The sequence below is a fragment of the Mesorhizobium sp. BR1-1-15 genome, assembly GCF_020165475.1.
Classification (GTDB): Bacteria; Pseudomonadota; Alphaproteobacteria; order Rhizobiales; family Rhizobiaceae; genus Mesorhizobium.
In genome coordinates this window covers 48,541-74,029 of record NZ_JAIUIF010000020.1, presented here as the reverse complement: position 1 = coordinate 74,029, position 25,489 = coordinate 48,541, and the positions used below count along the sequence as shown (strand labels likewise).

Here is a 25,489-nt window from a genome sequence, read left to right as displayed (position 1 = left end):
TCCGGCGATTACGGAGAAGTCGTGAAATGACTACGCGCTGGTACATCGTCCACGCCTATTCGAACTTTGAGAAGAAGGTCGCCGAGGACATCGAGAACAAGGCCAAGCAGAAGGGCCTGTCCGCCGATATCGAGCAGATCGTCGTGCCGACCGAGAAGGTCGTCGAGGTTCGTCGCGGCCGCAAGGTCGACGCCGAGCGCAAGTTCTTTCCGGGCTATGTGCTCCTGAAGGCCAACTTGACCGACGCCGTGTTCTCGCTGGTCAAGAACACGCCGAAGGTCACCGGGTTTTTGGGCGACTCCAAGCCGGTGCCGATCACCGAGGCCGAGGCGCAGCGCATCCTGAACCAGGTGCAGGAAGGCGTCGAGCGGCCGAAGCCCTCGGTTACTTTCGAGATCGGCGAGGCGATCCGCGTCTCGGATGGCCCCTTCGCGTCCTTCAACGGCTTCGTCCAGGAAGTGGACGAGGAGCGGGCGCGGCTCAAGGTGGAAGTTTCGATCTTCGGGCGCGCCGTGCCTGTCGATCTGGAATTCGGACAAGTCGAAAAAGGCTGATCCGAAATCCCTGGCGCCGTTCCGGTGGTCAGGGGAGGCGGCGCGGCAACGCGCGGGCCTGAGAACGGTGGGAGGCGAATGCGGCTTTAGCCGGCCGCAGGAACCGCACCACCAGACTGCAACAGCCGGTGTTTTCCCAGATCGAGGGGCCGGCATAGACAAAGGCAGGAATAGAGATGGCTAAGAAAATTGCAGGCCAGCTCAAGCTCCAGGTTGCCGCGGGCTCGGCTACGCCGTCGCCCCCGATCGGCCCGGCGCTTGGTCAGCGCGGCATCAACATCATGGAGTTCTGCAAGGCGTTCAACGCGCAGACCCAGGAAATGGAAAAGGGATCGCCGATTCCGGTCGTCATCACCTACTATCAGGACAAGTCGTTCACCTTCGTCATGAAGACGCCGCCGGTGAGCTACTTCCTGAAGAAGGCCGCTAACCTGAAGTCGGGCTCCAAGGAGCCGGGCAAGGTCAAGGCCGGCACGATCGGCCGCGACAAGGTCCGCGCCATCGCCGAGCAGAAGATGAAGGATCTGAACGCAAACGACGTCGAGGCGGCCATGCGCATGGTCGAGGGCTCCGCCCGCTCGATGGGTCTGGAAGTGGTGGGCTGAGATCATGGCAAAGATTGCAAAGCGTGTATCGAAGACCCGCGAAGGCATCGATCCCAACAAGGCTTATACCTTGGGTGACGCGCTGAAGCTGCTCAAGGATCGCTCGACGGTTAAGTTTGACGAGACGATCGAAGTCGCGATGAATCTCGGCGTTGATCCTCGCCATGCCGACCAGATGGTCCGCGGCGTGGTCAACCTGCCGAACGGCACCGGCCGCTCGGTCCGCGTCGCCGTGTTCGCCCGTGGCGACAAGGCCGAGGAAGCCAAGGCCGCCGGCGCCGACATCGTCGGCGCGGAGGACCTGGTCGACATCGTCCAGAAGGGCACGATCGATTTCGATCGCTGCATCGCCACGCCGGACATGATGCCGCTCGTCGGCCGTCTGGGCAAAGTGCTCGGCCCGCGCGGCATGATGCCGAACCCGAAGGTCGGTACCGTCACCACCGACGTCGCGGCCGCCGTCAAGGCATCGAAGGGCGGCGCTGTGGAGTTCCGCGTCGAGAAGGCCGGCATCGTTCACGCCGGCGTCGGCAAGGTCTCGTTCGACGTCAAGGCGCTGGAAGAAAACGTCCGCGCCTTCGCCGATGCGGTGACCAAGGCAAAGCCGGCTGGCGCCAAGGGCAACTACGTCAAGAAGGTGTCCGTCACCTCGACGATGGGCCCGGGCCTCAAGCTCGACGTCTCGACGCTCGCGGCGTCCTGATTAACCGTTTGGATCGGCCGCTGAACGGGCCGATCCGTAAGTGAATTCCGGGCCTGGATCGTTCTGGGCCCGGTACCGGGAGCCGAAAGGTTTCCGGACATCCTGTCCGAGATTGCAGGCGGCCCGGCCTTGATTGAAAAGGGCGGCCTTAATTCATGTGGGCCTGCATGAGACGGGTGAAGACCTGACAACGGAGCAAGCGCTCCAATGAAAGGTTCGAACCGTGTTTGCCTTTTGTCTGCGCATCGTCCGGCTTGCCGGCGATGTGGCGAAAGGGGGCAGGATCCTCGAGCGCTGTTCGGGAGATCCGTTACTGGATGGCCCGGCCGGCAAAAGGCAACCCGACGCCTGTCCTCGTGAATGGGAATGTTCCCGTTAGCAGGATGGGGGTCAACTGGAGATAGGCAGTGGACAGAGCGGAAAAACGCGAACTCGTCACGGGCCTGAACGATGCGTTCTCGAACGCGGGTTCAGTGGTCGTGGCCCACTATGCCGGTATCACCGTCGCGCAAATGAACGACCTCCGGTCGAAAATGCGCGCTGCCGGTGGCACCGTTAAAGTCGCGAAGAACCGTCTCGCCAAAATCGCTCTTCAGGGCACGGACTCCGCATCGATCATCGATCTGTTCAAGGGACAGACGCTGGTCGCCTATTCGGAGGATCCGATTGCGGCGCCGAAGGTCGCGTCCGATTTCGCCAAGGGGAATGACAAGCTCGTCATTCTCGGCGGCGCAATGGGCACCACCTCGCTCAACGCCGACGGTGTGAAGGCACTCGCCACACTTCCGTCGCTCGACGAGCTGCGCGCCAGGCTGGTTGGCATGATCGCCACGCCGGCAACCCGGATCGCCCAGATCGTCAATGCGCCCGCGGCTTCGGTCGCGCGTGTCATCGGCGCTTACGCCCGGAAGGACGAGGCGGCATGAGGCCGTTCCTCGCTATCACAAACACACGTTCGAACCTTATGAAGGAATACAACAATGGCTGATCTCGCAAAGATCGTAGACGACCTTTCGAAGCTGACCGTCCTTGAGGCGGCTGAGCTGTCGAAGCTTCTGGAAGAAAAGTGGGGCGTTTCGGCTGCTGCTCCCGTGGCTGTTGCCGCTGCCGGCGGCGCTGCCGCTGCCGCCGCTCCGGTCGAGGAAAAGACGGAATTCGACGTCGTCCTCACCGATGCCGGCGCCCAGAAGATCAACGTCATCAAGGAAGTCCGCGCCATCACCGGCCTTGGCCTCAAGGAAGCCAAGGACCTGGTCGAAGCGGCTCCGAAGCCGGTCAAGGAAGCCGTTTCCAAGGCCGACGCCGACAAGTTCAAGGCCCAGCTGGAAGCAGCCGGCGCCAAGGTCGAGCTGAAGTAAGCGTAACAATCGGCGGACGGCCTCGCGCCGTCCGCCACTCCCTCGGGCGACCTGGGGAGGCTGCCTAGCGCGAGATGCACGAAAACCTCTTTCCTGAGGGCCGGAAACCGGCTCTCAGGAAACGGGTTTTCTCCCGTTTTAGCCGGCCGCCGCCAAGTAGTTTGGTAATGGGGCCGGAGAACAGACAGAGAGCCGCTGCCCAGGCGGTTCGGATGCAAGGCGAGCCGCGGCGAGGCTCGCCCCGAGTTTAGAGCTAAGGAGCGACGATGGCCCAGACCCAGACTTTCAATGGCCGCAGACGCGTACGCAAGTTCTTCGGAAAGATCCCGGAAGTTGCGGAGATGCCGAACCTCATCGAGGTTCAGAAGGCGTCCTATGACCAGTTCCTGATGGTGGACGAGCCCAAGGGCGGACGTCCGGACGAGGGACTGCAGGCTGTTTTCAAGTCGGTCTTCCCGATCTCCGATTTTTCCGGCTCCTCGATGCTGGAGTTCGTGAAGTACGAGTTCGAAGGACCGAAATTCGACGTTGACGAATGCCGTCAGCGCGACCTCACCTATGCCGCACCGCTGAAGGTGACGCTGCGCCTGATCGTGTTCGATATCGACGAGGATACCGGCGCGAAGTCGATCAAGGACATCAAGGAGCAGGACGTCTACATGGGCGACATGCCGCTCATGACCTCGAACGGCACCTTCATCGTCAACGGCACCGAGCGCGTCATCGTCTCGCAGATGCACCGCTCGCCGGGCGTCTTCTTCGACCATGACAAGGGCAAGTCGCACTCGTCGGGCAAGCTCCTGTTTGCCGCGCGCGTCATCCCCTATCGCGGTTCGTGGCTCGACATCGAGTTCGATTCCAAGGACGTCGTGCACGCCCGCATCGACCGTCGCCGCAAGATTCCGGTGACGTCGCTGCTGATGGCGCTCGGAATGGACGGCGAAGAGATCCTGTCGACCTTCTACAACAAGATCACCTACAAGCGCGCCGGCGATCACTGGCGCATTCCGTTCAACGTCGATCGTTTCCGCGGCCTGAAGGCCGTCGGCGACCTGGTCGACGCCGACACGGGTGAGGTCGTTGTCGAGGCCGGCAAGAAGATCACCGCCCGCCAGGCCCGCCAGCTCGGCGAAAAGGGCCTGAAGGCGATCAAGGCGACCGACGAGGACCTGCTCGGCAACTATCTCGCCGAGGACATCGTCAATTACGCCACCGGCGAGATCTTCCTCGAGGCCGGCGACGAGATCGATGACAAGACGCTGAAGGTGCTGCTTGGCACCGGCGAGGACGAGATCCAGATACTCGACATCGATCACGTCAATGTCGGCGCCTACATCCGCAACACGCTCGCCGTCGACAAGAACGAGAGCCGCCAGGACGCGCTGTTCGACATCTATCGTGTCATGCGCCCCGGCGAGCCGCCGACGCTCGAAACCGCTGAAGCCATGTTCAACTCGCTGTTCTTCGACAGCGAGCGCTACGACCTGTCCGCCGTTGGCCGCGTCAAGATGAACATGCGCCTCGAACTCAAGGCCGAGGACACCGTGCGTGTATTGCGCAAGGACGACATCCTGGCCGTGGTCAAGACGCTGGTCGAACTGCGTGACGGCAAGGGCGAGATCGACGACATCGACAATCTCGGCAATCGCCGCGTGCGTTCGGTCGGCGAGCTGATGGAAAACCAGTACCGCGTCGGCCTGCTGCGCATGGAGCGCGCGATCAAGGAGCGTATGTCCTCGATCGAGATCGACACGGTCATGCCGCAGGACCTGATCAACGCCAAGCCGGCGGCTGCCGCCGTGCGCGAGTTCTTCGGTTCCTCGCAGCTGTCGCAGTTCATGGACCAGACCAATCCGCTGTCGGAGATCACCCACAAGCGCCGTCTCTCCGCGCTTGGACCGGGTGGTCTGACCCGCGAGCGCGCCGGCTTCGAGGTGCGCGACGTGCACCCGACGCATTACGGCCGCATCTGCCCGATCGAGACGCCGGAAGGCCCGAATATCGGCCTGATCAACTCGCTCGCCACCTTCGCGCGCGTCAACAAGTACGGCTTCATCGAGAGCCCGTACCGCAAGATCGTCGACGGCAAGCTGACCAATGACGTCGTCTATCTGTCGGCGATGGAAGAGGCCAAGCACCATGTCGCGCAGGCCAATGCCGAGCTCGACAAGGATGGTCGCTTTGTCGACGAATTCGTCATTTGCCGCAGTGCCGGCGAAGTGATGATGGCGCCGCGCGAAAACGTCGACCTGATGGACGTTTCGCCCAAGCAGATGGTGTCGGTGGCCGCGGCCCTGATCCCGTTCCTTGAGAACGACGACGCCAACCGCGCGCTGATGGGCTCGAACATGCAGCGCCAGGCCGTGCCGCTGGTGCGCGCCGAGGCGCCGTTCGTCGGCACCGGCATGGAGCCGATCGTCGCTCGTGACTCGGGCGCCGCCATCGGCGCCCGCCGCGGCGGCATCGTCGACCAGGTGGACGCGACGCGTATCGTCATCCGCGCAACGGAAGACCTCGATCCGGGCAAGTCCGGCGTCGACATCTACCGGCTGATGAAGTTCCAGCGTTCGAACCAGAACACCTGCATCAACCAGCGTCCGCTGGTGCGCATGGGCGACCGGGTCAACAAGGGCGACATCATCGCGGACGGTCCTTCGACCGAGCTCGGCGATCTGGCTCTCGGCCGCAACGTGCTGGTCGCGTTCATGCCGTGGAACGGCTACAACTACGAGGACTCGATCCTCCTGTCCGAGCGCATCGTCGCCGACGACGTCTTCACCTCGATCCACATCGAGGAGTTCGAGGTCATGGCGCGCGACACCAAGCTCGGACCGGAGGAAATCACGCGCGACATTCCGAACGTCTCGGAAGAAGCGCTGAAGAACCTCGATGAAGCCGGCATCGTCTATATCGGTGCCGAAGTTCAGCCGGGCGATATCCTGGTCGGCAAGATCACGCCGAAGGGCGAAAGCCCGATGACGCCGGAAGAAAAGCTTCTGCGCGCCATCTTCGGCGAAAAGGCATCCGATGTGCGCGACACCTCGATGCGCATGCCTCCGGGCACCTTCGGCACCGTCGTCGAGGTGCGCGTGTTCAATCGCCACGGTGTGGAGAAGGACGAGCGCGCCATGGCGATCGAGCGCGAGGAGATCGAACGCCTCGCCAAGGACCGTGACGACGAGCAGGCGATCCTGGATCGCAACGTCTACGCGCGCCTTTCCGACGTGCTCGTCGGCAAGGAAGCGATCGCCGGACCGAAGGGCTTCAAGAAGGGCTCGACGCTGTCGAAGGACACGCTCGACGAGTATCCGCGTTCGCAGTGGTGGCAGTTCGCCGTGGAGAACGAAAAGCTCCAGAGCGAACTGGAAGCCCTGCGCGGCCAGTACGACGATTCCAAGAAGGCACTCGAACAGCGCTTCATGGACAAGGTCGAGAAGGTGCAGCGCGGCGACGAAATGCCTCCGGGCGTCATGAAGATGGTCAAGGTCTTCGTGGCGGTGAAGCGCAAGATGCAGCCGGGTGACAAGATGGCCGGCCGTCACGGCAACAAGGGTGTCGTGTCGCGCATCGTTCCGGTCGAGGACATGCCTTTCCTCGAGGACGGCACGCATGCCGATATCGTGCTCAACCCACTGGGTGTGCCGAGCCGCATGAATGTCGGCCAGATCCTGGAAACGCATCTGGGCTGGGCTTGCGCCGGAATGGGCAGGAAGATCGGCGAGATGATCGACGCCTACAAGTCTGCCGGCGACATCAAGCCGCTGCGCAAGACGCTGGAGAGCTTCATGCCCGCCAACGACCGCAACGAGCCGGTCCGCGAGTATGACGACGAGAGCATCGTTCGCCTGAGCGAGCAGATGCGCCGCGGCGTCTCGATCGCAACCCCGGTGTTCGACGGCGCGCACGAGGCCGACATCAACGTCATGCTGGAGCAGGCGGGCCTGCACACCAGCGGTCAGTCGCAGCTCTATGACGGACGCACCGGCGAGCCGTTCGATCGCAAGGTGACGATGGGCTACATCTACATGCTCAAGCTTCACCACCTCGTGGATGACAAGATCCACGCGCGTTCGATCGGTCCGTACTCGCTCGTCACCCAGCAGCCGCTGGGCGGCAAGGCGCAGTTCGGCGGCCAGCGCTTCGGCGAAATGGAGGTCTGGGCGCTGGAAGCCTACGGCGCCGCCTATACGCTGCAGGAAATGCTGACGGTGAAGTCGGACGACGTCGCTGGCCGCACCAAGGTCTACGAGGCGATCGTCCGCGGTGACGACACCTTCGAGGCCGGCATTCCCGAGAGCTTCAACGTTCTCGTCAAGGAGATGCGGTCGCTCGGCCTCAACGTCGAATTGGAGAACACCAAGCTCGACGAAGCCCCGGTTCGGCTGCCCGACGCAGCGGAATAAACAAGACACCCGGTCGCGGGAGAGGCTCCCGCGACCGGGTGCACCAAATTCTTCGGCCGGTGGGCCGACCACTCAGCGGGCATTTGCCCCGCATCAGATGCAAGGGGTTTTCGAGGACCCCGAAAGGAGAACGGCATGAACCAAGAGGTCATGAATCTCTTCAATCCCCAGGCGCCGGCGCAGGTGTTCGATTCCATCCGGATATCGCTCGCCAGCCCTGAGAAGATTCTGTCCTGGTCGTTCGGCGAGATCAAGAAGCCGGAGACCATCAACTACCGCACCTTCAAGCCGGAGCGTGACGGTCTGTTCTGCGCGCGCATTTTTGGCCCGATCAAGGACTACGAGTGCCTGTGCGGCAAGTACAAGCGCATGAAGTACAAGGGCGTCATCTGCGAAAAGTGCGGTGTCGAAGTCACGCTGTCGCGCGTTCGCCGCGAGCGCATGGGCCATATCGAGCTGGCGGCACCCGTCGCCCATATCTGGTTCCTGAAGTCGCTGCCCTCGCGCATCGGCACGCTGCTCGACATGACCCTGAAGGACATCGAGCGCGTCCTCTACTTCGAGAACTACATCGTCACCGAACCCGGCCTCACCGCGCTGAAGGAGCACCAGCTGCTCAGCGAGGAAGAGTACATGATCGCCGTCGACGAATATGGCGAGGATAGCTTCACCGCCATGATCGGCGCCGAGGCCATTCATGACCTTCTGGCCGGCATGGACCTGGAGAAGATCGCCGGCGACCTGCGTTCGGAGCTGGCTTCGACCACGTCCGAGCTGAAGCAGAAGAAGTATCTGAAGCGGCTCAAGGTCGTCGAGAACTTCATGGAGTCCGGCAACCGTCCGGAATGGATGATCATGAAGGTGGTTCCGGTGATTCCGCCGGACCTGCGCCCGCTCGTCCCGCTGGACGGCGGACGTTTCGCGACGTCGGACCTCAACGATCTCTATCGACGCGTCATCAACCGCAACAACCGTCTGAAGCGGCTGATCGAGTTGCGTGCCCCCGGCATCATCGTGCGCAATGAAAAGCGCATGCTGCAGGAAGCCGTCGACGCGCTGTTCGACAACGGCCGCCGTGGCCGCGTCATCACCGGCGCCAACAAGCGTCCGCTGAAGTCGCTCTCGGATATGCTCAAGGGCAAGCAGGGCCGGTTCCGCCAGAACCTGCTCGGCAAGCGCGTCGACTATTCCGGCCGTTCGGTCATCGTCACCGGTCCGGAGCTCAAGCTGCACCAGTGCGGCCTGCCCAAGAAGATGGCGCTCGAACTGTTCAAGCCCTTCATCTACGCCCGCCTCGACGCCAAGGGTTACTCCTCGACCGTCAAGCAGGCCAAGAAGCTGGTCGAGAAGGAGCGTCCGGAAGTCTGGGATATCCTCGACGAGGTCATCCGCGAGCATCCGGTGCTCTTGAACCGCGCGCCGACGCTGCACCGCCTCGGCATCCAGGCGTTCGAGCCGATCCTGATCGAAGGCAAGGCGATCCAGCTGCATCCGCTGGTCTGCACGGCCTTCAACGCCGACTTCGACGGCGACCAGATGGCGGTCCACGTGCCGCTGTCGCTGGAAGCACAGTTGGAAGCCCGTGTGCTGATGATGTCGACCAACAACATCCTGCACCCGGCTTCGGGCGCGCCGATCATCGTGCCGTCGCAGGACATGGTTCTGGGTCTCTACTACCTCTCGATCGTCAACCAGAACGAGCCGGGCGAGGGCATGGTGTTTGCCGACATGGGCGAACTCCAGCACGCGCTCGAGACCAAGGCGGTGACCCTGCACGCCAAGATCAAGGGCCGCTTCCGCTCGGTCGACGCCGAAGGCAAGGTCGTGTCGAAGATCTACGACACCACGCCTGGCCGCATGATCATCGGCGAGCTTCTGCCGAAGAACGTCAACGTGCCTTACGAGACCGCCAACCAGGAGATGACCAAGAAGAACATCTCCAAGATGATCGACACCGTCTACCGCCATTGCGGTCAGAAGGAGACGGTCATTTTCTGCGATCGCATCATGGCGCTCGGTTTCGCCCATGCCTGCCGCGCCGGCATTTCGTTCGGCAAGGACGACATGCTGATCCCGGATACCAAGATCAAGCTGGTGTCGGACACCGAGGCCTTGGCCAAGGAATACGAGCAGCAGTACAATGACGGCCTGATCACGCAGGGCGAGAAGTACAATAAGGTCGTCGACGCCTGGGCCAAGTGCTCGGAAAAGGTCGCCGACGAAATGATGGCCCGCATCAAGGCGGTCGAGTTCGAGGACAATGGTCGTCAGAAGCCGATGAACTCGATCTACATGATGTCGCACTCCGGTGCGCGCGGCTCGCCCACCCAGATGCGCCAGCTCGCCGGCATGCGCGGCCTGATGGCCAAGCCGTCGGGTGAAATCATCGAGACGCCGATCATCTCCAACTTCAAGGAAGGCCTGACCGTGCTCGAGTACTTCAACTCGACCCACGGCGCCCGCAAGGGTCTGGCAGACACCGCCTTGAAGACGGCGAACTCGGGCTATCTCACCCGTCGTCTGGTCGACGTGGCGCAGGACTGCATCGTCAACTCCGTGGATTGCGGCACCGACAAGGGCCTCACCATGCAGCCGATCGTCGATGCCGGTCAGGTCGTCGCTTCGGTCGGCCAACGCGTGCTGGGCCGCACCGCGCTCGACGACATCAACCATCCGGTGACCGGCGAATTGCTGGTCAAGGCCGGAACGCTGATGGACGAGCGCGACGTGGAGCAGATCGAGAAGGCCGGCGTGCAGTCGGTCCGCATCCGCTCGGCGCTGACTTGCGAAGTCAGGGTCGGCGTCTGCGCGGTCTGCTACGGACGCGATCTGGCCCGGGGCACCCCGGTCAACCAGGGCGAGGCCGTCGGCGTTATCGCGGCGCAGTCGATCGGCGAGCCGGGCACCCAGCTCACCATGCGTACCTTCCACATGGGCGGTACGGCGCAGGTGGTGGATAGCTCGTTCCTTGAAGCCTCCTATGAGGGCAAGGTCGAGATCCGCAACCGCAACGTGGTGCGCAACTCGGACGGCCAGCAGATGGTCATGGGCCGCAACATGGCGGTGCTGATCCTCGACGAGGCCGGCAAGGAGCGCGCCACGCACCGCGTCACCTATGGTTCGCGCATCTTCGTGGACGATGGCGACAAGGTGAAGCGCGGCCAGCGCATCGCCGAGTGGGATCCTTACACCCGCCCCATCCTCACCGAAATCGAGGGCAAGGTGGCGTTCGAGGATCTGGTCGACGGCATTTCCGTCCAGGAAACGGCCGACGAGTCGACCGGCATCACCAAGCGCGAGGTCATCGACTGGCGTTCGACGCCGCGCGGCAACGACCTGAAGCCGGCGATCGTCGTTCAGGACGCCAAGGGCAAGGTCGGCAAGCTGTCGAAGGGCGGCGATGCCCGCTTCCTGCTCTCGGTCGAGGCCATTCTCTCGGTCGAGCCGGGTGCTCAGGTTCGCCCCGGCGACGTCCTGGCGCGTATCCCGATGGAAAGCGCCAAGACCAAGGACATCACCGGCGGTCTGCCGCGTGTTGCCGAGCTGTTCGAGGCCCGTCGTCCGAAGGATCACGCCATCATCGCAGAGATCGATGGTACGATCCGCTTTGGCCGCGACTACAAGAACAAGCGCCGCATCATCATCGAGCCGCATGACTCGACGCTTGAGCCTGTCGAATACCTGATCCCGAAGGGCAAGCCGTTCCATCTCCAGGACGGCGACGTCATCGAGAAGGGCGACTACATCCTCGACGGCAATCCGGCGCCGCACGACATCCTGGCGATCAAGGGCGTGGAGGCGCTTGCGTCCTACCTCGTCAACGAGATCCAGGAGGTCTACCGTCTGCAGGGCGTGTCGATCAACGACAAGCACATCGAGGTGATCGTTCGCCAGATGCTGCAGAAGGTCGAGATCACCACGCAGGGCGACTCGACCTATATTCCGGGCGACCACGTCGACGTGATCGAACTGGAAGAGGTCAACGAGCGCCTGATCGAGGACGGCAAGAAGCCGGCCGAAGGTCAGCCGGTGCTGCTCGGCATCACCAAGGCCTCGCTGCAGACGCCGTCCTTCATCTCGGCCGCCTCCTTCCAGGAGACGACCAGGGTGCTGACGGAAGCCGCGGTTGCCGGCAAGACCGACATGCTGCAGGGCTTGAAGGAAAACGTCATCGTCGGCCGGCTGATCCCGGCCGGTACCGGCGGCACGATGAGCCAGATCCGCCGCATCGCCACCTCGCGCGACGAACTGATCATCGACGAGCGCCGCAAGGCCTCCGGTGTCGAAGTCGCCGAGCCGATGCTGGCCGACATGACAACCGCCGCGCAGTAAGCGCGGCGGCACGAAATCTCAGGCAACAAGGCCGCCGGGGCAACCCGGCGGCTTTTTCGTTTCAACGAACAATCGAGGAAGGCAGATGAGCATGAAAACCTGGACGGCTGTCGATAACTACATCGTTTCCTCGCTCTTCGAGGCGGATCCTGTTCTCGACGCGGTCCTGGCGGCCAACCGCGACGGTGGCTTGCCGGCGATCGACGTCTCGGCGACGCAAGGAAAGCTGCTCTCGCTGCTGGTGCGCATTCGCGGCGCGAAAAAGGTGCTCGAGATTGGTACGCTGGGCGGTTATTCCACCATCTGGATGGCGCGGGGATTGCCGGCCGGCGGAAAAATCGTGACGCTCGAACTCGATCCGCACCACGCCAAGGTCGCGCGTTCGAATTTCGAGCGGGCAGGGGTTTCCGAACAGGTCGATCTGCGGGTCGGGCCGGCGCTGCAGTCGCTCGCTGCGCTGGGGGCCGAAGACGCCGGGCCGTTCGACCTCGTTTTCATCGACGCCGACAAGCCTAACAACCCCAACTATCTCTCCTGGGCCATGCGGCTGTCGCGCTCGGGAACGGTCATCGTCTGCGACAACGTCATTCGCGAAGGCACGGTGCTCGACGAGGATGGTCGCGACGCCAACGTCGAAGGTGCACGCGCGGCGTTCTCCTTCATCGGCGGCGACAAGCGCCTGGACGGCACCGCGATCCAGACTGTCGGCGCCAAGGGCTATGACGGGTTCGCCATAGCGATTGTCGATTGAGTTGTTGCGATAGGCGGACCGGATCCGCGATCCGGGCGACAGTCGCTATTCAGTCGAAGAACGCCTCGACCACATTGCGCTTGCCGAGCATGAAGGCGTCGGCGACATGCTGGAGGGGCGCGAGATCGACATCGGAAGTGCCGGCGCGCACGATTTCGGCGAAACGCCTGTAGAGTTCAGGATATTCCGATTCCGGTTCTTCATGGACGACGCGGCCGTCGATGGAGAGTTTCGAGCCACCGCCCGAGAGCACCATCTTGCCGGCATCGGTATCGGCGAGAATGTCCCAGCTCTGCGGCCCGGTCTGGAGCCAATCCAGATCCATCGTCACCGCCGACCCGTTCGCCGCGCGGAAGGCGACCTGGGCGGCGATCGGCGCGTCGCGGTTCTCCGGGAAGTCGAGCGCGGCCGAGGTGATGTACATGGCGGGCAGGATGTAGGTCGCGATCGACAGCGCGTTGATGCCTGGATCGAAGACGCCGAAGCCGCCTGGCTGCCAGATCCAGTCCTGGTTCGGGTGCCAGCGGCGCACGTCTTCCTTCCAGACGATTGCCGCTGATTTGATTTGCGTCGCGGCCAAAAAAGTCCGTGCCGCTTCAACCGCCGGCGCATAGCGCGAATGCCAACTGGCGAACAGCGACACGCCCTGTTTCGTCGCCAGCGCCTTCAGGTCCTCGACCTCGCTGACCGTGGCGCCGGGCGGCTTTTCCAGGAACACGTGCTTCTTCGCCTCGAGCGCGGTGCGCGCCGCAGCGTAGCGGAATTGCGGCGGCATGCAGAGTGAGACGGCGTCGAGTTCGGGAACGGCGCCAAGCATCGTCTCGATATCGGGAAAATTATGGATGTCTTCAACCTTGCCATGCCGGCTGGCAGCGGCGATCAGCCGGTAGTCCCGGTCCTTGGCGAGCGCCGGAAGGTGTTGGTCGCGGACGATCTTGCCGACACCGACAATACCTATCTTGATGGGCTGGGACACGGCCGCTCCGTCTGTGGATGATGGTGAGCGCTTCTTATCAGAACACTTGCCCCGGACAAGCCGAAGCCGAAAGGTCAACTCCGTCTTTGCCGGAGCTGCAGCGTGGGCCTTTCACTCGTTGGAAGGCTTCAGCGGCGATTCGAACGGCAAGGGCCGGCACGCTTTCAGATCGGCACGTCAAAGGTCACGATCGACACTTCGCCTTCGAGCGCGCCCTGGAAGGCCGAAAGATGCGGCTCCTCGTCGGGCTCGCCCTCCATGTCGCCGATCTGGTCGAGCTCGGCTTCGGCGTAACCCTCCGCCGCCAGCGATTCGAGCGCACGGCGCACCGCCGAATCGTCATCAGGCGCAACCAGCATGACGTGCACGCCTTCCGGCTTGCCGCCTTTTCTCTTCCACACCCGGCCGGTGATGATGGTGACCGGGCGTTCCTCGTTGTCGTTCACGGGCCGATTCCTTCGCGGCGAGGGGCTTTGACTGTTCATGCGGCTTTTTCGCATGAAGCCGCGCCGCGCAACAGCCAAAACCCGGTCACTTTCTTCCTCGCCCTTGCAAAATGACGAAAGAAAATTACATGCGGTTTACGCATGGCTGCCAAGCCCCGGCTTCAATGCAATATTTGCCGCTCCGGGGTTGACGGTACGCGGGCTTGCGAGTAGAAGCCGCCCAGTCAGAACCGATGTGAGGCTCTCCCTTCCGAAGCGACACGCTTTGGAGTTTGCCTCAAACAGGGTTCGTTTTACGAGCGAAAAGACATTTCCGGCGTGCACGAAGCGGTATCCGCTTCCTCTGCGATTTGTTCGGGCAAGACCGCAAGGCGCGGTTTGTGGCCCGAATTTGCGTATGGAAATGACGCTTTGAGCGAGCCTTGACCGGCACGAGACACGGAATTGAGAGACAAGAGGGTTTAATGCCTACCGTCAACCAGCTGATCCGCAAGCCGCGCATTGCGCCGGTGAAGCGCAACAAGGTCCCGGCCATGCAGCAGAACCCGCAGAAGCGGGGCGTCTGCACGCGCGTCTACACAACGACGCCGAAGAAGCCGAACTCGGCGCTGCGCAAGGTGGCCAAGATCCGCCTGACCAATGGTTTCGAGGTGATCGGTTACATCCCCGGCGAAGGTCACAACCTTCAGGAGCACTCCGTGGTCATGATCCGCGGCGGCCGCGTCAAGGACCTTCCGGGTGTCCGTTACCACATCATCCGCGGAGTGCTCGACACGCAGGGTGTGAAGAACCGCAAGCAGCGCCGTTCGAAATACGGTGCCAAGCGTCCGAAGTAAGGTTTTCCGGCTTCGGCGCTTTTTTGACTGCGCCGGGCTATGAGAGATTGAGAGACAAAAGCCATGTCCCGTCGTCACAGTGCAGAAAAGCGTGAGATCAATCCGGACCCCAAGTTCGGCGATCTGATCGTCACCAAGTTCATGAACGCCGTCATGTATGACGGCAAGAAGTCGGTTGCCGAGACCATCGTCTACGGCGCGCTCGACCAGGTCCAGTCGAAAACCAAGCAGGAGCCGGTCACCGTCTTCCATCAGGCGCTCGACAATGTCGCGCCGCATGTGGAAGTGCGTTCGCGTCGCGTCGGCGGCGCCACCTACCAGGTTCCGGTCGACGTGCGCCCCGAGCGCCGTCAGGCGTTGGCCATCCGCTGGCTGATCGCCGCGGCCCGCAACCGCAACGAGACCACCATGGTCGACCGCCTCTCCGGCGAGCTGATGGACGCGGCCAACAACCGCGGCACCGCCGTGAAGAAGCGTGAAGACACCCACAAGATGGCTGAAGCCAACCGCGCCTTCGCGCACTACCGCTGGTAAAGCGCGAAAGAGACTGAGAGGCAGTTACGATGGCCCGCGAATATAAAATCGAAGACTACCGCAATTTCGGTATCATGGCGCATATCGACGCCGGCAAGACGACGACCACCGAGCGCGTCCTCTATTACACGGGCAAGTCGCACAAGATCGGCGAAGTGCACGACGGCGCCGCGACCATGGACTGGATGGAGCAGGAGCAGGAACGCGGCATCACGATCACGTCGGCCGCGACCACGACCTTCTGGAAGGGCCGTGACGGCAAGATGCACCGCTTCAACATCATCGACACGCCCGGACACGTCGACTTCACCATCGAGGTCGAGCGTTCGCTGCGCGTGCTTGACGGTGCCATCGCGCTGCTCGACGCCAATGCCGGTGTGGAGCCGCAGACGGAAACCGTCTGGCGCCAGGCCGACAAGTACCGCGTGCCGCGCATGATCTTCTGCAACAAGATGGACAAGACCGGCGCCGACTTCTACCGCTCGGTCGAGATGATCGGCTCGCGCCTTGGTGCGCAGGCTGTCGTCATGCAGCTGCCGATCGGCGCCGAGACCGAATTCAAGGGCGTTGTCGACCTGGTCGAGATGAACGCGCTGGTCTGGCGCGACGAGACGCTGGGCGCTGCCTGGGATGTCGTCGAGATCCCGGCCGACCTCAAGGCCCGCGCCGAGGAATACCGCGAGAAGATGATCGAGGCCGCCGTCGAGATGGACGAGACGGCTCTTGAAAACTACCTCGAAGGCAAGATGCCGTCGAATGACGAGATCCGCGCGCTGATCCGCAAGGGCACCATCGCGGTCAAGTTCTTCCCGATGTTCTGCGGCTCGGCATTCAAGAACAAGGGCGTGCAGCCTCTGCTCGACGCGGTCGTGGAATACCTGCCGTCGCCGGCCGATGTGCCCGCGATCAAGGGTGTCGATGCCAAGACCGACGCCGAGATCGAGCGTCACGCCGTCGACGACGAGCCGCTGTCGATGCTGGCGTTCAAGATTATGAACGACCCGTTCGTCGGTTCGCTGACCTTTGCCCGCATCTATTCGGGCAAGCTCACCAAGGGCATCTCGGTCGACAACACCGTGAAGGGCAAGAAAGAGCGCATCGGCCGCATGCTGCAGATGCATGCGAATTCCCGTGCCGACGTTGAAGAGGCCTATGCCGGCGACATCGTCGCTCTCGCAGGTCTCAAGGACACGACCACCGGCGATACGCTGTGCGATCCGCTTCATCCGGTCATCCTCGAGCGTATGGAATTCCCCGATCCGGTCATCCAGATCGCGATCGAGCCGAAGACCAAGAACGACCAGGAAAAGATGGGCCTCGCGCTGCATCGCCTGGCTGCCGAGGATCCGTCCTTCCGCGTCAAGACCGACGAGGAAAGCGGCCAGACCATCATTTCCGGCATGGGCGAGCTGCACCTCGACATCATCGTCGACCGCATGCGCCGCGAGTTCAAGGTCGAGGCCAATGTTGGTGCGCCGCAGGTGGCTTATCGCGAGACGATCACCCGCAGGCACGAGCAGGACTACACGCACAAGAAGCAGACCGGTGGTACCGGGCAGTTCGCCCGCGTGAAGATCGTGTTCGAGCCGAACCCCGATGGCGAGGATTTCGTGTTCGAATCCAAGATCGTCGGCGGCGCTGTGCCGAAGGAATACATCCCGGGTGTCGAGAAGGGCCTGCTGAGCAAGATGGGTTCCGGCCCGTTTGCCGGGTTCCCGATGATCGGCGTCAAGGCTACCTTGATCGACGGCGCTTTCCACGACGTCGACTCTTCGGTGCTCGCATTCGAAATCGCTTCCCGCGCTTGCTTTATGGAAGCTTCGCCGAAGCTCGGCGTGCAGCTGCTCGAGCCGATCATGAAGGTCGAGGTCGTGACGCCGGAAGATTATGTCGGCGGTGTCATCGGCGACCTCAACGGCCGTCGTGGCCAGATCCAGGGCCAGGAAGCCCGCGGCGTGGCAGTCGTCATCAACGCGATGGTGCCGCTCGCCAACATGTTCAAGTACGTCGACAATCTGCGCTCGATGAGCCAGGGCCGTGCGGCCTACACGATGCAGTTCGACCATTACGAGCCGGTCCCGACCGCGGTCGCCCAGGAAGTCCAGAAGAAATACGCGTAACCCGGCAGGGTGCTGCGGCAACTTAATTAAGAGCCCGTACGGGCGAGCAGGAATGGAGACATCACATGGCAAAAGGTAAATTCGAGCGCACCAAGCCGCATGTGAACATCGGCACGATTGGCCACGTTGATCATGGCAAGACGTCTTTGACGGCAGCGATCACCAAGTATTTTGGCGAATACAAGCGCTATGACCAGATTGACGCGGCGCCGGAAGAGAAGGCGCGCGGCATCACGATTTCGACGGCTCACGTCGAGTACGAGACGGAGAACCGCCACTACGCCCATGTCGACTGCCCCGGCCACGCCGACTATGTGAAGAACATGATCACCGGTGCGGCGCAGATGGACGGCGCGATCCTGGTTGTGTCGGCCGCCGACGGCCCGATGCCGCAGACCCGCGAGCACATCCTTTTGGCTCGCCAGGTCGGCGTGCCGTCGATCGTGGTGTTCTTGAACAAGGTCGACCAGGTCGACGACGCTGAGCTGCTTGAGCTGGTCGAGCTCGAGGTTCGCGAATTGCTGACCAAGAACGAGTTCCCCGGCGACGACATTCCGATCGTCAAGGGTTCGGCGCTGGCGGCGCTGGAAGATTCGGACAAGAAGATCGGCGAGGACGCGATCCGCGAGCTGATGGCTCAGGTCGACGCCTACATCCCGACGCCGGTTCGTCCGCTGGACAAGCCGTTCCTGATGCCGATCGAGGACGTGTTCTCGATCTCGGGCCGCGGCACGGTCGTGACCGGTCGCGTCGAGCGCGGCGTGGTCAAGGTCGGCGAGGAGCTGGAGATCATCGGCATCCGTCCGACCACCAAGACGACCTGCACGGGCGTCGAGATGTTCCGCAAGCTGCTCGACCAGGGCCAGGCGGGCGACAACATCGGCGCGCTGCTGCGCGGCGTCGACCGTGAAGGTGTCGAGCGCGGCCAGGTTCTGGCCAAGCCCGGTTCGGTGAAGCCGCACAAGAAGTTCGTGGCCGAAGCCTACATCCTGACCAAGGACGAGGGCGGCCGTCACACGCCGTTCTTCACCAACTACCGTCCGCAGTTCTACTTCCGCACCACCGACGTGACCGGCATCGTGTCGCTGCCGGCCGGCACCGAGATGGTGATGCCTGGCGACAACATCACGGTCGACGTCGAGCTGATCGTGCCGATCGCCATGGAAGAGAAGCTGCGCTTCGCCATCCGTGAAGGCGGCCGCACCGTCGGTGCCGGCATCGTCGTCACCATCAAAGAGTAATTTGGACTTAAACCGATCTGTCGCGGGCGCGGGTGCCCGCGCCGCGCCAGAACAAGGAAGTGACGCATGAACGGACAGAATATCCGCATCCGCCTGAAGGCGTTTGATCACCGGGTGCTCGACGCCTCGACGCGCGAAATCGTGTCGACGGCCAAGCGCACCGGTGCCAACGTCCGCGGCCCCATTCCGCTGCCGACGCGGATCGAAAAGTTCACGGTCAACCGGTCGCCTCACGTCGACAAGAAGAGCCGCGAGCAGTTCGAGATGCGCACGCACAAGCGTCTGCTCGATATCGTCGATCCGACCCCGCAGACCGTCGATGCTTTGATGAAGCTCGATCTGGCCGCCGGTGTCGACGTCGAGATCAAGCTCTAAGGGAATGAGAGCGCGGTAAGGGGCGGTGCCCCTGGCCCGGAACTCTAAAGGAATTGAACCGATGCGTTCAGGTGTGATTGCAAAGAAGGTGGGAATGACCCGCATCTACAACGATGCCGGGGAACATGTTCCCGTCACCGTTCTCCAGATGGAGAACTGCCAGGTCGTGGCGCAGCGCACGCAGGAGAAGAATGGCTATACCGCCGTTCAGCTCGGCGTTGGCCTTGCCAAGGTGAAGAACACGTCGAAGGCGATGCGCGGCCATTTCGCGACCGCTTCCGTCGAGCCGAAGGCCAAGCTTGCCGAGTTCCGCGTCTCCGCCGACAACATGATCGATGTCGGCGCCGAGATCACGGTCGAGCATTTCGTCGCCGGCCAGAAGGTCGACGTCACCGGCACGACGATCGGCAAGGGTTTCCAGGGCGTCATCAAGCGCCACCACATGGGTGGTGGCCGCGCGACCCACGGTAACTCGGTCTCGCACCGCACGCACGGCTCGACCGGCCAGCGCCAGGACCCCGGCAAGGTGTTCAAGGGCAAGAAGATGGCCGGCCACATGGGCGACACGCGCGTCACCACGCAGAACGTCGAGATCGTCTCGACCGATGCCGACCGCGGCCTGATCCTGATCCGCGGCGCGGTTCCCGGGTCGAAGGGTGCCTGGATCCTGGTTCGCGACGCCGCCAAGGTGGCGCTTCCGGCCAATGCGCCGAAGCCCGCCGCGATCCGCCCAGTTGCTGCCGGTATGGGCACGAAGAATGAGGCTCCGGCCACAGAGGGAGCGGAATAATGGATCTCAAGATCACAACGCTGGGCGGCAAGGACGCCGGCAAGGTGAAACTCTCCGAGGAGATTTTCGGCCTTGATCCGCGCGAGGACATTTTGCAGCGCGTCGTGCGCTGGCAACTCGCCAAGAAGCAGCAGGGCACGCACAAGGCCAAGGGCCGCGCCGAGATCGCGCGCACCGGCGCCAAGATGTACAAGCAGAAGGGTACGGGCCGCGCCCGTCACCATTCGGCACGCGCTCCGCAGTTCCGCGGCGGCGGCAAGGCTCACGGCCCGGTCGTTCGCAGCCACGAGCACGAACTGCCGAAGAAGGTCCGCGCGCTCGGCCTCAAGCATGCTCTCTCGGCCAAGGCCAAGAGCGCGTCGATCATCGTCATCGACGAGCTGAAGCTGACCGAGGCGAAGACCAAGGCGCTGATCGCGAATTTCGCGACGCTGGGCCTGACGAACGCCCTGGTGATCGGTGGCGCCGAGCTCGACCGGAACTTCAAGCTGGCCGCGACCAACATCCCGAACATCGACGTGCTGCCCATCCAGGGCATCAACGTCTACGACATTCTGCGCCGCGGCACGCTGGTCCTTTCGAAGGCCGCCGTCGAGGCTCTCGAGGAGCGCTTTAAATGACCGACCTTCGTCACTACGACGTAATCGTCAGCCCGGCGATCACCGAAAAGTCGACCATGGCTTCCGAGCAGAACCAGGTCGTCTTCAACGTCGCCAAGAAGGCGTCGAAGCCGGAAATCAAGGCCGCCGTCGAAGCGCTGTTCGGCGTCAAGGTGATGGCCGTGAACACGCTTGTCCGCAAGGGCAAGATCAAGCGCTTCCGCGGCACGATCGGCCGCCAGAGCGACGTCAAGAAGGCGGTAGTGACGCTGGCAGATGGCCAGTCGATCGACGTCGCGACGGGTCTCTGAGCAAGGCCGCGAGGACAGGACAATGGCACTTAAAAAATTCAACCCGATAACGCCGAGCACCCGTCAGCTGGTCATCGTCGACCGCTCGGGCCTCTACAAGGGCAAGCCCGTCAAGGGTCTGACCGAGGGCCTGACCAAGTCGGGCGGCCGTAACAATTACGGCCGCATCACTGCACGCTTCATCGGCGGCGGTCACAAGCGTTCGTACCGCATCATCGATTTCAAGCGCCGCAAGTTCGACGTCGTCGGCACGGTCGAGCGCATTGAATACGATCCGAACCGCACCGCCTTCATCGCGCTGATCAAGTATGACGATGGCGAGCTGTCCTACATCATCGCTCCGCAGCGCCTTGCCGCAGGCGACAAGATCGTGGCTGGCGAAGCGGTCGACGTGAAGCCGGGCAATGCGATGCCGCTGGCCTCGATGCCGGTCGGCACGATCGTCCACAACATCGAGCTGAAGCCGGGCAAGGGCGCCCAGGTCGCCCGTTCGGCTGGCGGTTACGCCCAGCTCGTCGGCCGCGACCAGGGCATGGCGATCCTGCGCCTCAACTCGGGCGAGCAGCGTGTCGTTCACGGCTCCTGCATGGCTACCGTCGGTGCCGTGTCCAACCCGGACCACGGCAACATCAACGACGGCAAGGCCGGCCGCACGGTTTGGCGTGGCAAGCGCCCGCACAATCGCGGCGTGACCATGAACCCGGTCGACCACCCGCATGGCGGTGGTGAAGGCCGCACCTCCGGTGGCCGCCATCCGGTCTCGCCGTGGGGCAAGCCGACCAAGGGCAAGAAGACGCGGTCCAACAAGGCGACCGACAAGTTCATCCTGCGCTCGCGCCATCAGCGCAAGAGCTAAGAAGAGGTAACGCCAAGTGACTCGTTCTATTTGGAAAGGCCCCTTCATCGACGGCTACCTTCTCAAGAAGGTGGACAAGGTTCGTGAAGGTGGTCGCAATGAGGTGATCAAGATGTGGAGCCGTCGCTCCACCATCCTGCCGCAGTTCGTCGGCTTCACCTTCGGTGTCTACAACGGCCAGAAGCATGTTCCCGTCTCGGTGAACGAGGACATGGTCGGTCACAAGTTCGGTGAATTCGCTCCGACGCGGACCTATTACGGTCACGGCGCGGATAAGAAGGCGAAGAGGAAATAATCATGGGCAAGGCCAAAGCTCCGCGCAGGCTTGCTGACAACGAAGCGCGCGCCGTACTGCGCACGATCCGTATCAGCCCGCAGAAGCTGAACCTGGTTGCCGCGCTGATCCGCGGCAAGAAGGTCGCGACAGCGCTTTCCGACCTGGAATTCTCGGCCAAGCGGATTTCCGGCACGGTCAAGAAGACGCTGGAATCGGCGATCGCCAACGCGGAAAACAATCACGACCTCGACGTCGATGCGCTGATCGTGGCGGAAGCCTATGTCGGCAAGTCGATCGTCATGAAGCGGTTCCATGCCCGGGGCCGTGGTCGCGCCAGCCGTATCGAGAAGCCGTTCTCGCACCTCACGATCGTCGTTCGTGAAGTCGAAGAAAAAGGGGAGGCCGCATAATGGGCCAGAAAGTCAATCCGATCGGTCTTCGCCTCGGCATCAACCGCACCTGGGATTCGCGCTGGTTCGCGAACACCGGCGAGTACGGCAAGCTGCTGCATGAGGACATCAAGATCCGCAAGTACCTCGAGAAGGAGCTCAAGCAGGCTGCCATCTCGAAGGTCGTGATCGAGCGTCCGCACAAAAAGTGCCGCGTCACCATCCATGCCGCGCGCCCGGGTCTGATCATCGGCAAGAAGGGCGCCGACATCGAGAAGCTTCGCAAGAAGCTGATGGAGATGACCAAGTCCGAGACGCACCTCAACATCGTCGAAGTGCGCAAGCCGGAAATCGACGCGACCCTGGTCGCCCAGTCGATCGCCCAGCAGCTCGAGCGCCGCATCGCGTTCCGCCGCGCCATGAAGCGTGCCGTGCAGTCGGCGATGCGCCTCGGTGCCGAAGGCATCCGCATCAACTGCTCGGGCCGTCTCGGCGGCGCTGAAATCGCGCGCATGGAATGGTACCGTGAAGGCCGCGTGCCGCTGCACACGCTGCGTGCCGATGTCGACTACGGCACGGCCGAGGCGAATACGGCGTACGGCATCTGCGGCGTCAAGGTGTGGGTGTTCAAGGGCGAGATCCTCGAGCACGACCCGATGGCTTCGGAGCGCCGCGCGACCGAGGGCGATCATGCGCATGGCGGTGGTGGTGGTGATCGCGAACGCGGTCGTCGTCGCGAAAACGCCTGAGACATTTAGGAATTTGGAGTTAGAACGATGCTGCAGCCAAAGCGCACAAAGTTCCGCAAGCAGTTCAAGGGCCGCATCCACGGTACCGCCAAGGGCGGCACCAACCTGGATTTCGGTGGTTTCGGGCTGAAGGCGCTTGAGCCGAACCGCGTCACCGCGCGCGAGATCGAAGCGGCCCGCCGCGCGATCACCCGCGAGATGAAGCGCGCCGGCCGTGTCTGGATCCGTATTTTCCCGGATCTGCCGGTCACCTCGAAGCCGACCGAAGTCCGCATGGGCAAGGGCAAGGGCGCGGTCGACTACTGGGCGGCGCGCGTCAAGCCGGGCCGGATCATGTTCGAGATCGACGGCGTCAATGAAGAAACCGCCCGTGAGGCACTGCGTCTCGGCGCGGCCAAGCTCTCGGTCAGGACGCGCTTCGTACAGCGCATCGCAGAATAAGGACGGGCTGATCATGAAAGCCGAAGACATCCGGACCAAGACCCAGGACCAGCTGACCGACGACCTGGCCAGCCTGAAGAAGGAGCAGTTCAACCTGCGCTTCCAGAAGGCGACCGGCCAGCTCGAAAAGACCGCGCGCGTGAGGCAGGTCCGCAAGGACATTGCGCGTATCAAGACCATCGCTGCGGAAAAGTCCGCGGCTAAGAAGGCTTAAGGACGAAAACCATGCCAAAGCGCATTCTGCAGGGCACCGTCGTCAGCGACAAGAACGAGAAGACGGTTGTCGTCAAGGTCGAACGGCGCTTCACGCATCCCGTGATGAAGAAGACCGTGCGCATGACCAAGAAGTACAAGGCGCACGACGAGAACAACGCCCACAAGGTTGGCGATCAGGTGTTCATCCAGGAATCGAAGCCGATTTCCAAGGACAAGCGCTGGATCGTCGTGTCTTCGGACCAAGCCTGATCTCTGGGCGTAAACAAACGAATTTTGGACAGACCGGGGAGGGGTGAAGAACCCGTCCCGTTAGAAAAGAAGAAGGCGGCCAGTCATGATTCAGATGCAAACAAACCTCGACGTCGCGGATAATTCCGGCGCCCGTCGTGTCATGTGCATCAAGGTGCTGGGCGGCTCGAAGCGGAAATACGCTTCCGTAGGCGACATCATCGTGGTGTCGATCAAGGAAGCCATCCCGCGCGGCCGCGTGAAGAAGGGCGATGTGATGAAAGCGGTCGTGGTTCGCACGGCCAAGGACATCCGCCGCCCGGACGGCAGCGTGATCCGTTTCGACAAGAACGCGGCCGTTCTCGTCGACAACAAGAAAGAGCCGATCGGCACGCGTATCTTCGGACCGGTTCCGCGCGAACTCCGCGCCAAGAACCACATGAAGATCATCTCGCTCGCGCCTGAAGTGCTGTAAGGAGCCGGACCAATGCAGAAGATTAGAAAAGGCGACAAGGTCGTCGTGCTGGCTGGCAAGGACAAGGGCCGTTCGGGCGAAGTCCTGTCGGTTCAGCCGAAGGACGACACCGCGCTGGTGCGCGGCGTCAACATGATCCGTCGTCACCAGAAGCAGTCCCAGTCCCAAGAGGGCGGGATCATCACCAAGGAAGCGCCGATCCAGCTGTCGAACATCGCGCTGGCCGACCCCAAGGATGGCAAGCCGACCCGCGTCGGCTTCATCTTCCAGAAGGACGGCAAGAAGGTGCGCGTCGCCAAGCGCTCGGGAGAAGTCATCAATGGCTAAGGCTCAAACCAAGCAGGCGACTGCCCAGAACACGCCGCGCCTCAAGCAGGTCTACAACGAGACCATCCGCAAGGCCTTGCAGGAGCAGTTCGGCTACGACAACGAGATGCAGGTTCCGCGCATCGACAAGATCGTGCTGAACATGGGCGTTGGCGAAGCGACCGGCGATTCGAAGAAGCCTTCGATCGCGGCCGAGGATCTGGCGATGATCGCCGGCCAGAAGGCCGTCGTCACCCGCGCCCGCAATTCGATCGCAGGCTTCAAGGTCCGCGAGAAGATGCCGATCGGCGCCAAGGTCACGCTGCGCAAGGAACGCATGTACGAGTTCCTCGACCGCCTCGTGAACATCGCGCTGCCGCGCGTCCGCGACTTCCGCGGACTGAATCCGAAGAGCTTCGATGGCCGTGGCAACTACGCCATGGGCATCAAGGAACACATCGTGTTCCCGGAGATCAACTACGACAAGGTTGATCAGATCTGGGGCATGGACGTCATCGTTTGTACGACTGCGAAGACGGACGACGAAGCCAGGGCACTGCTCAAGGCCTTCAACTTCCCCTTCCGCCAGTAACGGCAGCGAGAAAAGGAAAAATCTGA

At 62.6% G+C, this 25,489-nt stretch carries 28 protein-coding genes; 26 read left to right on the top strand and 2 right to left on the bottom strand.

Annotated features, from left to right (window positions below):
• Positions 1 to 26: 26 nt before the first annotated feature.
• From nusG to LB541_RS25585, 8 genes are all read left to right on the top strand, one after another.
• Positions 27 to 554, top strand: coding sequence for a transcription termination/antitermination protein NusG (gene nusG, locus LB541_RS25620; protein ID WP_140501620.1), 528 nt, complete (start codon positions 27 to 29; stop codon positions 552 to 554).
• A gap of 176 nt (positions 555 to 730) precedes the next feature.
• Positions 731 to 1,159: a 50S ribosomal protein L11 gene (rplK, locus tag LB541_RS25615; protein ID WP_140501622.1), complete on the top strand. Its 429-nt coding sequence runs from the start codon at positions 731 to 733 to the stop codon at positions 1,157 to 1,159.
• A gap of 4 nt (positions 1,160 to 1,163) precedes the next feature.
• Positions 1,164 to 1,862 (top strand): 50S ribosomal protein L1, encoded by a 699-nt coding sequence (gene rplA / locus LB541_RS25610; protein WP_140501624.1) that lies wholly within the window; start codon positions 1,164 to 1,166, stop codon positions 1,860 to 1,862.
• A gap of 407 nt (positions 1,863 to 2,269) precedes the next feature.
• Positions 2,270 to 2,788, top strand: a complete 519-nt coding sequence (gene rplJ, locus LB541_RS25605; protein ID WP_140515456.1) for a 50S ribosomal protein L10 — start codon at positions 2,270 to 2,272, stop codon at positions 2,786 to 2,788.
• Between the two features lie 54 nt (positions 2,789 to 2,842).
• Positions 2,843 to 3,220 carry a 50S ribosomal protein L7/L12 gene (gene rplL, locus LB541_RS25600; RefSeq protein ID WP_027146630.1) on the top strand — a complete coding sequence of 126 codons (378 nt, stop codon included), beginning with the start codon at positions 2,843 to 2,845 and terminating at the stop codon, positions 3,218 to 3,220.
• Between the two features lie 266 nt (positions 3,221 to 3,486).
• Positions 3,487 to 7,623: a DNA-directed RNA polymerase subunit beta gene (gene rpoB, locus LB541_RS25595; protein ID WP_140501628.1), complete on the top strand. Its 4,137-nt coding sequence runs from the start codon at positions 3,487 to 3,489 to the stop codon at positions 7,621 to 7,623.
• Positions 7,624 to 7,758: 135 nt separating this feature from the next.
• On the top strand, positions 7,759 to 11,955 hold the full coding sequence (rpoC, locus tag LB541_RS25590; RefSeq protein ID WP_140501630.1) for a DNA-directed RNA polymerase subunit beta': 4,197 nt from the start codon (positions 7,759 to 7,761) through the stop codon (positions 11,953 to 11,955).
• Between the two features lie 85 nt (positions 11,956 to 12,040).
• Positions 12,041 to 12,706, top strand: a complete 666-nt coding sequence (locus tag LB541_RS25585; protein WP_224619865.1) for an O-methyltransferase — start codon at positions 12,041 to 12,043, stop codon at positions 12,704 to 12,706.
• Between the two features lie 49 nt (positions 12,707 to 12,755).
• On the opposite strand, the gene LB541_RS25580 is transcribed toward LB541_RS25585, so the two are convergent.
• A complete protein-coding gene (locus tag LB541_RS25580; RefSeq protein WP_140561042.1) occupies positions 12,756 to 13,682 on the bottom strand; it encodes a Gfo/Idh/MocA family protein in 927 nt (308 codons plus the stop codon).
• Between the two features lie 164 nt (positions 13,683 to 13,846).
• Positions 13,847 to 14,128, bottom strand: coding sequence for a transcriptional regulator (locus LB541_RS25575; RefSeq protein WP_140501636.1), 282 nt, complete (start codon positions 14,126 to 14,128; stop codon positions 13,847 to 13,849).
• Between the two features lie 464 nt (positions 14,129 to 14,592).
• Here LB541_RS25575 and rpsL point away from each other — a divergent pair, with 464 nt between their 5' ends.
• The 18 genes from rpsL to rplE all read left to right on the top strand — a co-directional run bounded on the left by rpsL (position 14,593) and on the right by rplE (position 25,463).
• Complete coding sequence (rpsL, locus tag LB541_RS25570; protein WP_006333356.1) at positions 14,593 to 14,964, top strand: 30S ribosomal protein S12; 372 nt, start codon at positions 14,593 to 14,595, stop codon at positions 14,962 to 14,964.
• Positions 14,965 to 15,027: 63 nt separating this feature from the next.
• On the top strand, positions 15,028 to 15,498 hold the full coding sequence (gene rpsG / locus LB541_RS25565; protein ID WP_008875664.1) for a 30S ribosomal protein S7: 471 nt from the start codon (positions 15,028 to 15,030) through the stop codon (positions 15,496 to 15,498).
• A gap of 29 nt (positions 15,499 to 15,527) precedes the next feature.
• Positions 15,528 to 17,618 carry an elongation factor G gene (gene fusA, locus LB541_RS25560; protein ID WP_140525521.1) on the top strand — a complete coding sequence of 697 codons (2,091 nt, stop codon included), beginning with the start codon at positions 15,528 to 15,530 and terminating at the stop codon, positions 17,616 to 17,618.
• Positions 17,619 to 17,683: 65 nt separating this feature from the next.
• On the top strand, positions 17,684 to 18,859 hold the full coding sequence (tuf, locus tag LB541_RS25555) for an elongation factor Tu (protein WP_140515452.1): 1,176 nt from the start codon (positions 17,684 to 17,686) through the stop codon (positions 18,857 to 18,859).
• Positions 18,860 to 18,925: 66 nt separating this feature from the next.
• Positions 18,926 to 19,234 carry a 30S ribosomal protein S10 gene (gene rpsJ / locus LB541_RS25550; RefSeq protein WP_006205468.1) on the top strand — a complete coding sequence of 103 codons (309 nt, stop codon included), beginning with the start codon at positions 18,926 to 18,928 and terminating at the stop codon, positions 19,232 to 19,234.
• 61 nt (positions 19,235 to 19,295) lie between these two features.
• Entirely contained in the window at positions 19,296 to 20,024 is a 729-nt protein-coding gene (rplC, locus tag LB541_RS25545; RefSeq protein WP_140501257.1) for a 50S ribosomal protein L3, read from the top strand.
• Positions 20,024 to 20,644: a 50S ribosomal protein L4 gene (gene rplD, locus LB541_RS25540; RefSeq protein WP_140501259.1), complete on the top strand. Its 621-nt coding sequence runs from the start codon at positions 20,024 to 20,026 to the stop codon at positions 20,642 to 20,644. The genes rplC and rplD overlap by 1 nt, the downstream gene beginning before the upstream one ends.
• A complete protein-coding gene (locus LB541_RS25535; protein WP_006205465.1) occupies positions 20,641 to 20,934 on the top strand; it encodes a 50S ribosomal protein L23 in 294 nt (97 codons plus the stop codon). Before rplD ends, LB541_RS25535 begins: the two co-directional genes overlap by 4 nt.
• A 22-nt stretch (positions 20,935 to 20,956) precedes the next feature.
• Positions 20,957 to 21,790: a 50S ribosomal protein L2 gene (rplB, locus tag LB541_RS25530; protein ID WP_140501261.1), complete on the top strand. Its 834-nt coding sequence runs from the start codon at positions 20,957 to 20,959 to the stop codon at positions 21,788 to 21,790.
• A gap of 16 nt (positions 21,791 to 21,806) precedes the next feature.
• Positions 21,807 to 22,085 (top strand): 30S ribosomal protein S19, encoded by a 279-nt coding sequence (rpsS, locus tag LB541_RS25525; RefSeq protein WP_006205463.1) that lies wholly within the window; start codon positions 21,807 to 21,809, stop codon positions 22,083 to 22,085.
• Positions 22,086 to 22,087: 2 nt separating this feature from the next.
• Positions 22,088 to 22,477: a 50S ribosomal protein L22 gene (gene rplV / locus LB541_RS25520; protein ID WP_006205462.1), complete on the top strand. Its 390-nt coding sequence runs from the start codon at positions 22,088 to 22,090 to the stop codon at positions 22,475 to 22,477.
• Complete coding sequence (gene rpsC, locus LB541_RS25515) at positions 22,477 to 23,205, top strand: 30S ribosomal protein S3 (RefSeq protein ID WP_140501263.1); 729 nt, start codon at positions 22,477 to 22,479, stop codon at positions 23,203 to 23,205. The genes rplV and rpsC overlap by 1 nt, the downstream gene beginning before the upstream one ends.
• Positions 23,206 to 23,232: 27 nt before the next feature.
• Positions 23,233 to 23,646 carry a 50S ribosomal protein L16 gene (gene rplP, locus LB541_RS25510; RefSeq protein ID WP_027026963.1) on the top strand — a complete coding sequence of 138 codons (414 nt, stop codon included), beginning with the start codon at positions 23,233 to 23,235 and terminating at the stop codon, positions 23,644 to 23,646.
• Positions 23,647 to 23,659: 13 nt separating this feature from the next.
• Complete coding sequence (rpmC, locus tag LB541_RS25505) at positions 23,660 to 23,860, top strand: 50S ribosomal protein L29 (protein WP_006205459.1); 201 nt, start codon at positions 23,660 to 23,662, stop codon at positions 23,858 to 23,860.
• 11 nt (positions 23,861 to 23,871) lie between these two features.
• Entirely contained in the window at positions 23,872 to 24,111 is a 240-nt protein-coding gene (rpsQ, locus tag LB541_RS25500; protein ID WP_010909280.1) for a 30S ribosomal protein S17, read from the top strand.
• Positions 24,112 to 24,196: 85 nt separating this feature from the next.
• Positions 24,197 to 24,565, top strand: coding sequence for a 50S ribosomal protein L14 (rplN, locus tag LB541_RS25495; RefSeq protein WP_006205457.1), 369 nt, complete (start codon positions 24,197 to 24,199; stop codon positions 24,563 to 24,565).
• A gap of 12 nt (positions 24,566 to 24,577) precedes the next feature.
• Positions 24,578 to 24,892, top strand: a complete 315-nt coding sequence (rplX, locus tag LB541_RS25490) for a 50S ribosomal protein L24 (protein ID WP_006205456.1) — start codon at positions 24,578 to 24,580, stop codon at positions 24,890 to 24,892.
• The gene (rplE, locus tag LB541_RS25485) at positions 24,885 to 25,463 is read left to right on the top strand and encodes a 50S ribosomal protein L5 (RefSeq protein ID WP_023717521.1); all 579 of its coding nucleotides are present in this window, start codon (positions 24,885 to 24,887) and stop codon (positions 25,461 to 25,463) included. The genes rplX and rplE overlap by 8 nt, the downstream gene beginning before the upstream one ends.
• The last annotated feature ends 26 nt before the right edge of the window (positions 25,464 to 25,489 follow it).